Origin of the sequence: Lapillicoccus jejuensis, from assembly GCF_006715055.1 — a bacterium.
In the GTDB taxonomy this organism is placed as follows: domain Bacteria; phylum Actinomycetota; class Actinomycetes; order Actinomycetales; family Dermatophilaceae; genus Lapillicoccus; species Lapillicoccus jejuensis.
This window is the reverse complement of the sequence record NZ_VFMN01000001.1, coordinates 3,412,826-3,425,281: the sequence shown is the minus strand read 5'-3', so window position 1 is coordinate 3,425,281 and position 12,456 is coordinate 3,412,826. Positions and strand designations below refer to the sequence as shown.

Genomic DNA, 12,456 nt, shown 5'->3' with positions numbered 1-12,456 from the left:
CGACAACGCCCTCCCGTCCGCCCTCAGAGCGGTCCGCCGAGCCTCCAGTACCCCATGAACGTCACCCGCTCGCGGGCCACCCCGGCCTCGCGGACCAGGTGCCGCCGGGCCGCGCGGACGACGGCCGCCTCCCCCGCGACCCACGCGTAGAGCCCGGCCCGCGCGGTCGACGTCGCGCAGCCGACCGGGGTCCAGTCACCCAGCGCCGCCAGCAGCGGCCCGCCGTACGGCGCCCCGTCGCGCGGGAGCCAGGTCACCCGCGCCCCCTCCGGGACCCGCAGCGGCAGCCGGTCGGCCGCCGTCGGCACCTCGAGCAGGACGTGGACGGCGACCGCCCCGAGGCCGACCGGGTCGTCCGCGAGGTCCTCCAGCGTCCGGGACACGGCCGGCAGCGCGGTCTCGTCGCCGACCAGCAGCACGCTGCCGGTGTCCGCCGGCGGCGCGAACGCGGCCCCGAGGTGGCGGGGCGGGACCCCGCGCACCGGGGCGCAGACCAGGACCCGGTCCCCGGGCGCGGCCGCCTCCGCCCACGCGCCCGCCGGTCCGGGGTCGGGGTGGCGGACCAGATCGACCTCGAGCACCCGACCGCCGGCCGTCTCGCGCACGCGCCGGGTGGTGTAGGTGCGCAGCGCCGGCCGCGCCGCGTCGGGCAGCGCGAGCCAGGCGGCGTACCACTGCTCCCCCGCCTCGGCGAGGACGTCGGCCACGGGACCGTCGGCGAAGACGAGCTTGATGCGGGTGTCGAGGCCAGGATCGCCGAGGTCGTCCAGCGCGCCGTCCCCGTCGCCCTCGAGAGCGACCCTGCGCAGCGACGGCGTGAGGTCGTGGACGGCGGCCACGCGGGCCCGGAAGACGGAGTAGGCGGTGCGCACCGGGGCGATCGTCACCCCGCTAAGGTAAGCCTCACCTAACCTCAGGTCAACCCGGTGGGCTCCGGCGGGGGTCGCCACCCGGTCGCGACGACCCAGTCCTGCACGGCGTGCCAGGCCGGCTCGAACCACGGCTCCTTCGCGTCGACGTACGCCGTCGTCGACGTCGCCTCCCGCGCGAGCCGCGCCTTCACCGCGGCGTACTCCGCCCGCCACGCGTCGTCGGCGCGCAGCCGGTCGCGGAAGGCGAGCGCGAAGGTCCACCCCGGCGACCCGACGGCGCGGACATGCACGTTCGCGGACCGCCCCGGGTCCACCGACCCGTGGAACCGCTTCTCCCACCACGGGTCCGGACCGTGCGGGTGGTCCACCTCGTTCCCCTCCGAGCGGACGAACCCCCGCCCGTCCATCGCGCCCCGGAAGACCGGCGTGTCCGCGAGCGCCAGGTCGGGCACGCCGACCTGCAGGTCGAGGACGTCCTTGGCCGGCAGGCCTGGCACGCTCGTCGAGCCGATGTGGTCGACGCGGACCCCGGGCACGACCGGGTCGAGGGCGTCGTGCAGCCGCGCGACGAGCCGGGCGGCCTGGGCGGGCCAGGTCGGGTCGGGCTCGTGCAGGATCGGCCCGTGCTCGGGGCGTCGGCTGCGGCGGCCGGTGCGCAGCGCGTCGTCGTACGGCGCCAGACGGTCGCGCCACAGCGCGTCGACCTGCTCCCGGGTGGCGTCCGGGTCGCCCCCGTTGTCGACCCACAGGTCGGCCGCGGCCCGGCGCTGCCGGTCGTCCGCCTGGGCGGCGATCCGGTGCCGGGCGTCGCCCTCGTCGAGGCCGCGCTGCTCGACGAGCCGCCGCACCCTGGTCCCCACCGGGGCGTCGACGACGAGGGTGAGGTGCTCGTGCACCCACAGGCGGCGTTCGACGAGCAGCGGCATGTCGAAGACGGACACCCGGTCCGCAGGGACCTGCGCCCGTCGCGCCGCGACCCGCTGCGCGATGGCGGGGCCCGTGATCGCGTCGAGGTCGGCGAGCGCGGCCGGGTCCGGGAAGACGACGGCGGCGAGCGCCGCCCGGTCGAGCGTCCCGTCGGCGCGCAGCAGGTGGGCACCGAACCGCTCGGCGACCGCGGCCAGCGTGGGCTCCCCCGGCTCCATCACCTCGCGGGCCACGGCGTCCGCGTCGGTGACGACCGCCCCGAGCTCCTCGAGGCGACGGGCGACCGTCGACTTGCCCGCCCCGATCCCGCCGGTCAGCCCCACCCTCAGCACGGCCCGAGCCTAGGGGCCGGACTGCCAGGACGCCGTACGACGGCTCGCGGCCGCCACCGCGCCGAGCACCACCGCCTCGAGCAGGACCGCCACCCCGAGCGCGACGGCGGCGCCGGGGCCGCGCACCAGCAGCGTGCCGACCAGCGCGCCGACCAGCATCGCCACGACGGCGAGCACGCGCCGGGTCGTGGTGCGGTGGTCGCCGCCGCGCAGGTCGGCCGCGACCCCGGTCAGCGTCATCGTCAGCACGGTCGTCGTGAGGTCCGGCACGGCGAGCCCGCGCACGGCGGCGTTCTGCAGGCCGAGCGCGAGGGCGCTGAGCGCGACGACGAGGACCTGCACCGCGCCGTCGTACGGCGGGCGTGCCACCGCGAGCACGACGACCGCGGCGACCAGCAGGCCGATCACCGGCACGGTGGCGTCGCGCAGCAGCCGGCCGCGGTGGGCGCGCCGGCGACGCACGAGGGCCCCGCCGAGCCCGGCCCCGACGAGGAAGGCGCCGAGCGCGACCACCGAGGCGTCGAGCGAGAAGCCGGGCGCGCCGCCCAGGGCGAAGCCGAGGAAGGCGACGTTGCCGGTCATGTTGGCGACGAAGACGCGGCCGAGGGCGAGGATGCTCACCCCGTCCACGAGCCCGGTCGCCACCGTGAGCAGCACGAGCAGGCCGGGCAGCGGCCCGTGGCGCGGGTGCTCGACGTAGTCGCGCCACCACGGCCTGGCGTGCTCGTCGCTCACGTCGTCCTCCTGCGGCCACCACCGTCGTCGACGTGGATCCTCGCACCGACGGCCCCGACCTATCCTCGGGGCATGTCACGACGGGTCGTCATCACCGGCGGGGGAACCGGCATCGGACGGGCCTGCGCGGCCCGCTTCCTCGCCGACGGCGACGAGGTCGTCCTCGTCGGCCGCCGGGCGGAGGTGCTCGACCAGGCGCGCGCCGCCCTCGAGGCGGACGCCGCGGGCCGCGTGACGACGCACCCCGCGGACCTGCGCGACCCGGCCGACGTCGCACGCCTCGCCGCCGCCCTGCGCGAGGGGCGGACGGTCGACGTCCTCGTCCTCAACGCCGGCGGCAACGCCCCGGCGCCGGACGGCCCCGAGCCGACGGGCGAGGTCGGCCGGCTAGCACGGGTCGCCGCCGCCTGGCGCGTCGACCTCGACCTCAACGTGCTGACGACCGTCCTGCCCTTCGAGGCGCTGCGGGGCCACCTCACCACGCCGGGGGCGCGGGTGGTCGCGATGGGCTCCATCGCCGGGGAGCGCGGCGGGGGCTCGTACGGCGCCGCGAAGGCCGCCGTGCACGCCTGGGTCTGGGCCACGGCCCCGGTGCTGGCGCCCTCGGGTGTCACCCTCAACGCGGTCGCCCCCGGCTTCGTCCCGGAGACCGACTTCTGGCGGCACCGGATCGCGCGCGACCCGGGCCTGGCCGCCTCCCGGCTCGCCGCCATCCCGACCGGCCGGGCCGGGACGGCGCAGGAGGTCGCCGAGGCGGTGGCCCACCTCGCCTCGCCGCTCGCGGGCTGGACGACGGGCCAGATCCTGCCGGTCAACGGCGGCGCGCTCGTCGGCCGCGGCTGACCCTCGACGGCCGTCGACGGCCCGGGACAGGCCGACGGCCCGGCCCCCTCGCGGGGACCGGGCCGTCGGACCTGTGCTGTGCCGTCCGGCTCAGTGACCGGTGAGCTTCTCGCGCAGCGCGGCGAGCGCCTCGTCGGAGGCGAGGGTGCCCTCGGCCGCCGGCTGGGGACGCGACCCCGCGTTGCTCGTGCTCTCGGAGTCGTTCGAGGCGGAGGAGTACGAGGTGGGGGCGACGTCGTTGCCCGCCTCCTCGTCGGCCTTGGCCGCGGCCTCGACCTGGGCCTTGTGGGCCTCCCAGCGGGAGTGGGCCTCGGCGTACTGGCCCTCCCACTTCTCCTTCTGCGTCTCGTAGCCCTCGAGCCACTCGTTGGTCTCGGGGTCGAAGCCCTCGGGGTACTTATAGTTCCCCTGCTCGTCGTACTCCGCGGCCATGCCGTAGAGGGTCGGGTCGAACTCCGCGAGCTGGGCCGAGTCGTTGGCCTGCTTGAGGCTCAGCGAGATCCGGCGACGCTCGAGGTCGATGTCGATGACCTTGACGAAGATGTCCTGGCCGACCGTGACGACCTGCTCCGGCAGCTCGACGTGGCGCTCGGCCAGCTCCGAGATGTGGACCAGACCCTCGATGCCGTCGTCGACGCGGACGAACGCACCGAACGGGACGAGCTTGGTGACCTTGCCCGGGACGACCTGACCGATCGCGTGGGTCCGGGCGAAGTGCTGCCACGGGTCCTCCTGCGTCGCCTTGAGCGACAGGGAGACGCGCTCGCGGTCCATGTCGACGTCGAGGACCTCGACCGTGACCTTGTCGCCGACCTCGACGACCTCGGACGGGTGGTCGATGTGCTTCCACGACAGCTCGGAGACGTGGACGAGACCGTCGACGCCGCCGAGGTCCACGAACGCACCGAAGTTGACGATCGAGGAGACGACGCCCTCGCGGACCTGCCCCTTCTGGAGCTCCTTGAGGAAGGTCGTGCGGACCTCGGACTGGGTCTGCTCGAGCCAGGCGCGGCGCGACAGGACCACGTTGTTGCGGTTCTTGTCGAGCTCGATGATCTTCGCCTCGATCTCGCGGCCGACGTACGGCTGCAGGTCGCGGACGCGACGCATCTCGACGAGGGAGGCGGGCAGGAAGCCGCGCAGGCCGATGTCGAGGATGAGACCACCCTTGACGACCTCGATGACGGTGCCGGTGACGACGCCGTCCTCCTCCTTGATCTTCTCGATCGTGCCCCAGGCGCGCTCGTACTGGGCGCGCTTCTTGGACAGGATCAGACGACCCTCCTTGTCCTCCTTCTGGAGGACGAGGGCCTCGACCTCGTCGCCGACGGCGACGACCTCGGACGGGTCGACGTCGTGCTTGATCGACAGCTCGCGCGAGGGGATGACGCCCTCGGTCTTGTAGCCGATGTCGAGCAGGACCTCGTCCCGGTCGACCTTGACGATGCGACCTTCGACGATGTCGCCGTCGTTGAAGTCCTTGATCGTCGCGTCGATCGCGGCGAGCAGGTCTTCCATCGAACCGATGTCGTTGATGGCGACCTGAGGGGCGGTCTTGGCGACCGTTGTAGCAGTCATGTAGGAGGAACTCCGATGGTGGACAGGATGTAGGGAAGAGAACAACGATGGGTGTCACCCGAGGTGACGGGTGGCGGATGGGCCGTGGGTGCGAAGGTGCACGCACACGTGGCCGACACTCCAGCCTATCCGTGCGCCGCGGTGACGGCAAAACCGCGACACTGGGCCCATGAGCGAGGACCTCGGGCGGTCGGCGACCCGTCGCGACGCGGACCAGGACGAGTCGGCCTCGGCCAACCGCGACTGGTGGGACGGCGAGGCCGTCGACTACTACGCCGAGCACGGCGGCTTCCTCGGCGACGACGACTTCTGCTGGGGCCCGGAGGGGCTGCGCGAGGCCGACGCCCGCCTGCTGGGCGACGTCCGCGGCCGCCGGGTCCTCGAGATCGGCGCCGGCGCCGCCCAGTGCTCGCGCTGGCTGGCCGGGCAGGGGGCGCAGGTGCTCGCCAGCGACCTCTCCCGGCAGATGCTGCGCCGCTCGCAGCTCATCGACGCCGCCGTACGACGCCGCGACCCCGCCGCCCCCGCCGTCCCGCTCGTGCAGTGCGACGGGGTGACGCTGCCGCTCGCCGACGCCAGCGTCGACGTCGTCTTCACCTCGTACGGCGTCGTGCCCTTCGTCGCCGACTCGGCCGCGGTCATGCGCGAGGCCGCGCGCGTCCTGCGCCCCGGCGGCCGGTTCGTCTTCTCGACCACGCACCCGCTGCGCTGGGCCCTGCCCGACGACCCGGGCGAGGAGGGGCTGCGGGTGCGCCACTCCTACTTCGACCGGACGCCGTACGTCGAGCAGGACGGCACGGGCCGGGCGACGTACGTCGAGCACCACCGCACCCTGGGCGACCGGGTCCGGGAGGCGGTGGCCGCCGGGCTCGAGGTCCTCGACGTCGTCGAGCCCGAGTGGCCGCCCGCGAACGACGCGGTGTGGGGTGGCTGGTCCCCCCTGCGCGGCCGTCTGGTGCCCGGGACGGCGATCTTCGTGCTGCGCCGACCTGGGCGTTAAGTCGGACTTGACCGCAACAGTCCGGAAATTTGCCATTTTCTTACTCAATGTTTCGCCCCACGACGGGTCCGCAGGCCCTAGAGTCGGTCCTGCTACCGGAAGCACCTTGCAGCGTGTGACGGGGGTCGTCGCGGGGAGGTGACGGCTCCCCGCCCCTGCGGGACAGAAGGACCGGGTGGGCCACTCCAGACCCACCCGGTCCTCCGTCGTCCGGGCCCGGGAACGGGCTCAGTGGGCGGCGTCGTGCCAGGAGCGGCCGACCCCGACGCTGACGTCGAGGGGGACGTCCATCTCGACGGCGTGGCCCATCTCGTGGCGCACGAGCGCCTCGACGTCCTCGCGCTCGCCCGGGGCGATCTCGAGGACGAGCTCGTCGTGGACCTGGAGCAGCATCCGCGAGCGGGCGCCGGACTCCTGCAGCCGGCGCTCGACCCCGAGCATGGCCACCTTCATGATGTCCGCCGCGGAGCCCTGGATCGGGGCGTTGAGCGCCATCCGCTCGGCCATCTCGCGGCGCTGCCGGTTGTCCGAGGTGAGGTCGGGCAGGTAGCGGCGCCGGCCGAGCATCGTCGCGGTGTAGCCCGTCGCGCGGGCCTCGACGACGAGCTCGCGCAGGTAGTCCCGCACCCCGCCGAACCGCTGGAAGTACTCGTCCATCAGCTCCTTGGCCTCGCCGGTCGAGATCGTCAGCTGCTTCGACAGCCCGTACGCCGACAGCCCGTAGGCGAGGCCGTACGACATCGCCTTGACCTTGGAGCGCTGGGCGAGGGTGACCTCGTCGATCCCGACGCCGAAGACCCGCGCCCCGACGAAGCTGTGCAGGTCCTCCCCGGTGCGGAACGCCTCGATGAGCCCCGCGTCCTTCGACAGGTGGGCCATGACCCGCATCTCGATCTGGCTGTAGTCGACCGACATCAGCGACTCGAACGGCTCCCCCGGCCCGCGACCGACGACGAACATCCCGCGGATCCGGCGCCCCTCCTCCGTGCGGATCGGCACGTTCTGCAGGTTGGGGTCGGTCGAGCTGAGCCGGCCGGTCGCCGCGATGGTCTGCAGGTACGTCGTGTGCACCCGCTCGTCCTCGGCCACGGACTTCAGCAGCCCCTCGACGGTGACCTTGAGCCGCGACGCGTCGCGGAAGGCCAGCACCCCCATGAGGAACGGGTGGTCGACCTTGCGGCCCAGCTCGCCCAGCGCGTCCGCGTCGGTCGTGTACCCCGTCTTGGTCCGCTTGGTCTTCGGCAGCGACAGCCGCTCGAAGAGCACCTCCTGCAGCTGCTTGGGCGAGCCGAGGTTGACCGTGTCGTCACCGATCGCGTCCCACGCGGCCTGCTGCGCCCGGGACACCTGCTGGGCGAAGTCGGCGTCCAGCGCCTCCAGCGCCGGCACGTCGACCGCGATCCCCGCCCGCTCCATCCGCGCCAGCACGTGCACCAGCGGCAGCTCGACGTCGCGCAGCAGCCCCGCCGCCGCCCGCGTCGCCAGCTCGCCGTCGAGCGCGTCGGCCAGCTCGAGCACCGCCCGCGCCACGACCATCGACGCGCGGGCCTGCGCCTGCTCGCCGTCCTCCTCGCCGTCGAAGTCGAGGGTGCCCTGGACGGTGTCGCCGGCGACCTCGGTGTCGTTGCGCAGCTCGCGCTTGAGCATCCGCAGCGCGAGGTCCTCCAGGTCGTAGGAGCGCTGGTCGGGGCGCACGAGGTAGGCCGCCAGCGCCGTGTCGCTCGTCAGGCCGCCCAGCGTCCACCCGCGCGCGGTCAGCGCCTGCAGCGGTCCCTTCGCGTCGTGCAGCGCCTTGGGCCGGTCCGGGTCGGCCAGCCACGCCGCGACCGCCTGCTCCCCCGGCTCGTCGAGCCGGGTCACGTCGACGTAGGCCGCGTGCCCGTCCGCCGTGGCCAGCGCCAGCGCCGCCACGTCCCCCGTGCCGCGCGCCCACCGGCCCACGACCGAGACCCCGGCCCGCTCCCCCGGCTTCGCGTGCTCCGTCAGCCAGCCCGGCACGTCACCGGCCTCGAGGACCTCGCCGAGGACGTCGAACCCGGACTCCGCCTCCGGCACCGCCGACTCCAGCGTCGCGAACAGCCGCTCGCGCAGGACCCGGAACTCCAGGCCGTCGAAGACCTGGTGGACCTGCTCGCGGTCCCACGCCTGCCGCTCCAGCTCGTCGACCTCGATGCCCAGCGGCACGTCGCGCACCAGCTGGTTGAGCCGCCGGTTGCGCAGCACCGCGTCGAGGTGGTCGCGCAGCGACTGACCCGCCTTGCCCTTGACCTCGTCGACGTGCGCGACCAGGCCCGGCAGGTCGCCGTACTGGGTGATCCACTTGGCCGCCGTCTTCGGCCCCACCCCCGGCACCCCCGGCAGGTTGTCCGAGGACTCCCCGACCAGCGCGGCCAGGTCGCTGTAGCGCTCCGGGGGCACGCCGTACCGCTCGGTCACCGCGGCCGGCGTCATCCGCCACACCTCGGACACCCCGCGCACCGGGTAGAGCAGCGTCACCTTGTCGCTCACCAGCTGGAACGCGTCGCGGTCGCCGGAGCAGATGAGGACCTCGAGGCCCTGCGCCTCCCCCGCCGTCGTCAGCGTGGCGATGATGTCGTCGGCCTCGAACCCGTCGGCCTCGACGTGCCGGATCCGCAGGGCGTCGAGGACCTCGCGCATGAGCGGGATCTGCCCGGAGAACTCCGACGGCGTCTGCGCGCGACCGGCCTTGTACTCCGCGTACTCCTCCAGCCGGAACGTCTGCCGCGACCGGTCGAAGGCGACCGCCACGTGCGTCGGCTCCTCGTCGCGCAGCATGTTGATGAGCATCGACGTGAAGCCGAAGACCGCGTTGGTCGTCTGCCCCGTCTTCGTCGCGAAGTTCTCCGCCGGCAGCGCGTAGAACGCGCGGTACGCCAGCGAGTGTCCATCCAGCAGGAGCAGTCGAGCCACGGCCAGGAGCCTAGGCCACGGCGCCGACAGCCCCGACGGCCCCGACGGCGCGCGGGTCGTGCGTCAGCGCGCCCCGGCGGCCTCGCGCAGGGCGCGCCCGCGGGCCGAGCGGCGCCGCAGCAGCACCTGCTCGAGGCTGCCGAGCGGGGCGCGGCTCACCGCCCCCGACGTCGCGGCCGCGAGCCGCCGCTGCAGCGCGGCGGGGGTCGTGACCCGGCGCACCGTCGTCGGGGTGAACCCCAGGCGGGCGAAGAAGCGGTTGGCGTCGCGCTGCCCGGCGGGGACGTGGCCGACGATCTGCTCGGCCCCCGACCGGTCGGCGTACGTCGCCGCCGCCGACAGCAGGTGCCGGGCGACGCCGTGCCGGCGCCACGCGGTGGCGACGAAGAGCTGGTCGAGCCCGACGCTCGGCGCGTCGCTGAAGACCGCGCCGGTCGTGTCGGTGAGCACGGCGTAGCCGACGGCCTCCCCGGCGTCCGTCGTCGCGAGGAACGCGACGACCTCCGGGCGGGCCAGCGCCTGCTCGAGGGTGCCCTCGCTCAGCGCCCGCTCCGCGGCCTCCGCGCTGGTCCCGCTCTCGACCCGCTGCGCCAGCCAGAGCGGCGCCAGCGACGGGGTCTGCGAGCTGTCGATCCGGCGCACGAGCACCTGGGGACGGGACACACGAGCCTCCTGGGCTACGAGGAACGGACACACGTCGGTGGTGGACCGTGCCGCCCCGTCGGGACCCCCGGGCGGCCGTCGTCGTTCCCCGTGACGACACCCGGGACGTCACCCCGGGTGCCCCGACTCTAGGACCGAGGAGGCCGCTGCCGGAAGGGGATCAGCGAAATCAGCGAGGACGCGTCCCTCGCCGGCCGCCGCCTACTTCTTGGCCAGGCCCTTGATGACGGTGTCGGCGACCTCGCGCATGCCCAGGCGGCGGTCCATCGCCGTCTTCTGGATCCAGCGGAAGGCGTCGGCCTCGCTGAGCTTGAGCTGGGTCATGAGGATGCCCTTGGCCCGGTCGACCGCCTTGCGGGTCTCCAGCCGCTCCCCGAGGTCGGCGACCTCGGCCTCGAGCGCGGTCAGCTCGGTCCACCGCGACCGGGCGATGTCGATGGCCGGGCCGAGGTCGGCCTGGGTGAACGGCTTGACGATGTAGGCCATGACGCCGGCGTCGCGGGCCCGCTCGACGAGCTCCTTCTGGCTGAAGGCGGTGAGCATGACGACCGGGGCGATGTGCTCCTTGCCGATGACCTCGGCGGCGCTGATGCCGTCGAGCACCGGCATCTTCACGTCCATGATCACGAGGTCGGGGGTGTGCTCGCGGGCCAGCTCGACGGCCTGCTCGCCGTCGCCGGCCTGGCCGACGACGTCGTACCCCAGCTCGCCGAGCATCTCCGCGAGGTCGAGGCGGATGAGCGCCTCGTCCTCGGCCACGACGATGCGCAGCCGCTGCGGCTCCTGCTCGGTGGCGGGGGCCTGGGGCTGCTCGTCGGTCGCGTCGGGCGTGGTCGTCATGCGCGCGAGTTTATCGGGGCCCCGCGACCGCGGCGCGACGCGGTCGCCCTGTGAGCGCCTCGTGGACGCCCTCGGGGACGGCCTGCGGGCCGCCGGACGTGCCCCGGGTGGGATTCGAACCCACACTGGACGGTGTTTGAGACCGCTTCCTCTGCCGGTTGGGATACCGGGGCCGGCGCCGAGCCGAGGGTAGCGGAGCCCGCGCCCCCCGCCGACGCGCCCTCAGGCCTGGGGCGCCGCGAAGTCCTCGTACGCCGGCGCGACCCGGTTGATCGCGTCGCCGATCCGGTGCACCCGCAGCGCGTTGGTCGAGCCGGGGATCCCGGGCGGCGAGCCGGCGACGATGATGACGAGGTCGCCCTCGACCGCCCGACCGGAGGCGAGCAGCGAGTTGTCGACCTCGAGCGCCATCTGGTCGGTGTGCCGGGCCATCGGCACGAGGAAGGTCTCCACGCCCCAGACGAGGGCCAGCTTCGAGCGGGTGTCCTGCAGCGGGGTGAAGGCGAGCATCGGCAGCTGCGGCCGGATCCGGCTGAGCCGCTGCGCCGAGTCGCCCGACTGCGTGAACGTCACGAGGTACTTGACGCCGAGCAGCATCCCGATCTCGACCGCGGCCCAGGTGACGGCGCCACCCTTGGTGTGCGGCCGGGTGCCGAGCGGCACGATCCGGTCCAGGCCGTGGTCCTCGGTGCTCTCGATGATCCGGGCCATCGTGCGGACCGCCTGGATCGGCCAGGCGCCGACGCTCGTCTCGCCGGACAGCATGATCGCGTCGGCGCCGTCGAGCACGGCGTTGGCGCAGTCGCTGGCCTCCGCGCGGGTCGGCCGCGAGTTCTCGATCATCGACTCGAGCACCTGCGTGGCGACGATGACCGGCTTGGCGTACTGCCGGGCCAGCTCGACCGCGCGCTTCTGCACGATCGGCACGTCCTCGAGCGGCATCTCCACGCCTAGGTCGCCGCGGGCGACCATGACCCCGTCGAAGGCGTCGACGATCTCGGCGAGGTTGTCGACGGCCTGCGGCTTCTCGACCTTGGCGATGACGGGCAGCCGCACGCCCTCCTCGTCCATGATCGCGTGGACGTCCTCGAGGTCGGCGGCCGACCGCACGAAGGACAGCGCGATCATGTCGGCGCGCAGGTGCAGCGCCCAGCGCAGGTCGGCCTTGTCCTTCTCCGACAGCGCGGGCACGCTCACCGCGACGCCGGGCAGGTTGATCCCCTTGTTGTTGGAGACGACGCCGCCCTCGACGACCTCGGTGAGGATGTCGGTCGCCGTGACCTCGAGGGCCCGCAGGTGCACCTTGCCGTCGTCGACGAGCAGGCTGTCGCCGGGCCGGACGTCACCCGGCATGCCCTTGTACGTCGTGCTGACCCGGGTCTGGTCGCCCGGCACGTCGAGCGTGGTGATCGTGAAGCGGTCGCCGCTGACGAGGGTGATGGGCCCGTCGGGGAAGCGCCCGGTCCGGATCTTCGGGCCCTGCAGGTCGACGAGCACGCCGACCGCGCGTCCGGTCGCGTCGCCCGCGGCCCGGATCGAGCGGTAGATCTCCTCGTGGACGGCGTACTCGCCGTGCGACAGGTTGAGCCGCGCGACGTCCATGCCCGCGTCGACGAGGCGGCGGACCTGCTCGGGTGAGGAGGTGGCGGGGCCGAGGGTGCAGACGATCTTCGCGCGACGCATGACGCGAGCCTATTGCGTGCTGTGACCTGGCTTACACCGGGGCGCGCGGGCG

At 73.9% G+C, this 12,456-nt stretch carries 10 protein-coding genes and 1 tRNA gene; 2 read left to right on the top strand and 9 right to left on the bottom strand.

All coding sequences use genetic code 11. The features are described 5' to 3' along the window. Positions 1–23: 23 nt before the first annotated feature. The 3 genes from FB458_RS15895 to FB458_RS15885 are packed head-to-tail and all read right to left on the bottom strand — an operon-like array spanning position 24 to position 2,866. Positions 24–887 carry a siderophore-interacting protein gene (locus tag FB458_RS15895; RefSeq protein WP_211356067.1) on the bottom strand — a complete coding sequence of 288 codons (864 nt, stop codon included), beginning with the start codon at positions 885–887 and terminating at the stop codon, positions 24–26. Positions 888–913: 26 nt separating this feature from the next. Then, a complete protein-coding gene (coaE, locus tag FB458_RS15890; RefSeq protein WP_141849356.1) occupies positions 914–2,131 on the bottom strand; it encodes a dephospho-CoA kinase in 1,218 nt (405 codons plus the stop codon). Positions 2,132–2,140: 9 nt separating this feature from the next. Continuing rightward, positions 2,141–2,866, bottom strand: coding sequence for a YoaK family protein (locus FB458_RS15885; protein WP_141849355.1), 726 nt, complete (start codon positions 2,864–2,866; stop codon positions 2,141–2,143). A 72-nt stretch (positions 2,867–2,938) separates the two neighbouring features. On the opposite strand from FB458_RS15885, the gene FB458_RS15880 reads away from it, so the two are divergent. Then, entirely contained in the window at positions 2,939–3,709 is a 771-nt protein-coding gene (locus FB458_RS15880) for an SDR family NAD(P)-dependent oxidoreductase (RefSeq protein ID WP_141849354.1), read from the top strand. A 90-nt stretch (positions 3,710–3,799) separates the two neighbouring features. Here FB458_RS15880 and rpsA read toward each other — a convergent pair whose 3' ends face one another. After that, the gene (gene rpsA, locus FB458_RS15875) at positions 3,800–5,287 is read right to left on the bottom strand and encodes a 30S ribosomal protein S1 (RefSeq protein ID WP_141849353.1); all 1,488 of its coding nucleotides are present in this window, start codon (positions 5,285–5,287) and stop codon (positions 3,800–3,802) included. Between the two features lie 169 nt (positions 5,288–5,456). On the opposite strand from rpsA, the gene FB458_RS15870 reads away from it, so the two are divergent. Further along, positions 5,457–6,287, top strand: a complete 831-nt coding sequence (locus FB458_RS15870; protein ID WP_141849352.1) for a class I SAM-dependent methyltransferase — start codon at positions 5,457–5,459, stop codon at positions 6,285–6,287. A 228-nt stretch (positions 6,288–6,515) separates the two neighbouring features. Here the strand turns inward: FB458_RS15870 and polA are convergent, their stop codons facing one another. From polA to pyk, 5 genes are all read right to left on the bottom strand, one after another. Next, entirely contained in the window at positions 6,516–9,218 is a 2,703-nt protein-coding gene (gene polA / locus FB458_RS15865) for a DNA polymerase I (RefSeq protein ID WP_141849351.1), read from the bottom strand. Positions 9,219–9,281: 63 nt separating this feature from the next. Further along, positions 9,282–9,881, bottom strand: coding sequence for a GNAT family N-acetyltransferase (locus tag FB458_RS15860; RefSeq protein WP_170185705.1), 600 nt, complete (start codon positions 9,879–9,881; stop codon positions 9,282–9,284). 201 nt (positions 9,882–10,082) lie between these two features. Continuing rightward, positions 10,083–10,721, bottom strand: a complete 639-nt coding sequence (locus tag FB458_RS15855; RefSeq protein ID WP_141849349.1) for an ANTAR domain-containing response regulator — start codon at positions 10,719–10,721, stop codon at positions 10,083–10,085. Between the two features lie 99 nt (positions 10,722–10,820). After that, positions 10,821–10,894: transfer RNA gene (locus FB458_RS15850), tRNA-Leu, on the bottom strand. Positions 10,895–10,943: 49 nt separating this feature from the next. Next, positions 10,944–12,404 (bottom strand): pyruvate kinase, encoded by a 1,461-nt coding sequence (gene pyk / locus FB458_RS15845; protein ID WP_141849348.1) that lies wholly within the window; start codon positions 12,402–12,404, stop codon positions 10,944–10,946. Between the last annotated feature and the right edge of the window lie 52 nt (positions 12,405–12,456).

Bases quoted from the DNA above. Each gene is read 5' to 3' on its own strand.
- FB458_RS15880 (WP_141849354.1), top strand. From the start codon at position 2,939: ATGTCACGACGGGTCGTCATCACCGGCGGGGGAACCGGCATCGGACGG.
- rpsA (WP_141849353.1), bottom strand. From the start codon at position 5,287: ATGACTGCTACAACGGTCGCCAAGACCGCCCCTCAGGTCGCCATCAAC.
- FB458_RS15870 (WP_141849352.1), top strand. From the start codon at position 5,457: ATGAGCGAGGACCTCGGGCGGTCGGCGACCCGTCGCGACGCGGACCAG.
- FB458_RS15855 (WP_141849349.1), bottom strand. From the start codon at position 10,721: ATGACGACCACGCCCGACGCGACCGACGAGCAGCCCCAGGCCCCCGCC.
- pyk (WP_141849348.1), bottom strand. From the start codon at position 12,404: ATGCGTCGCGCGAAGATCGTCTGCACCCTCGGCCCCGCCACCTCCTCA.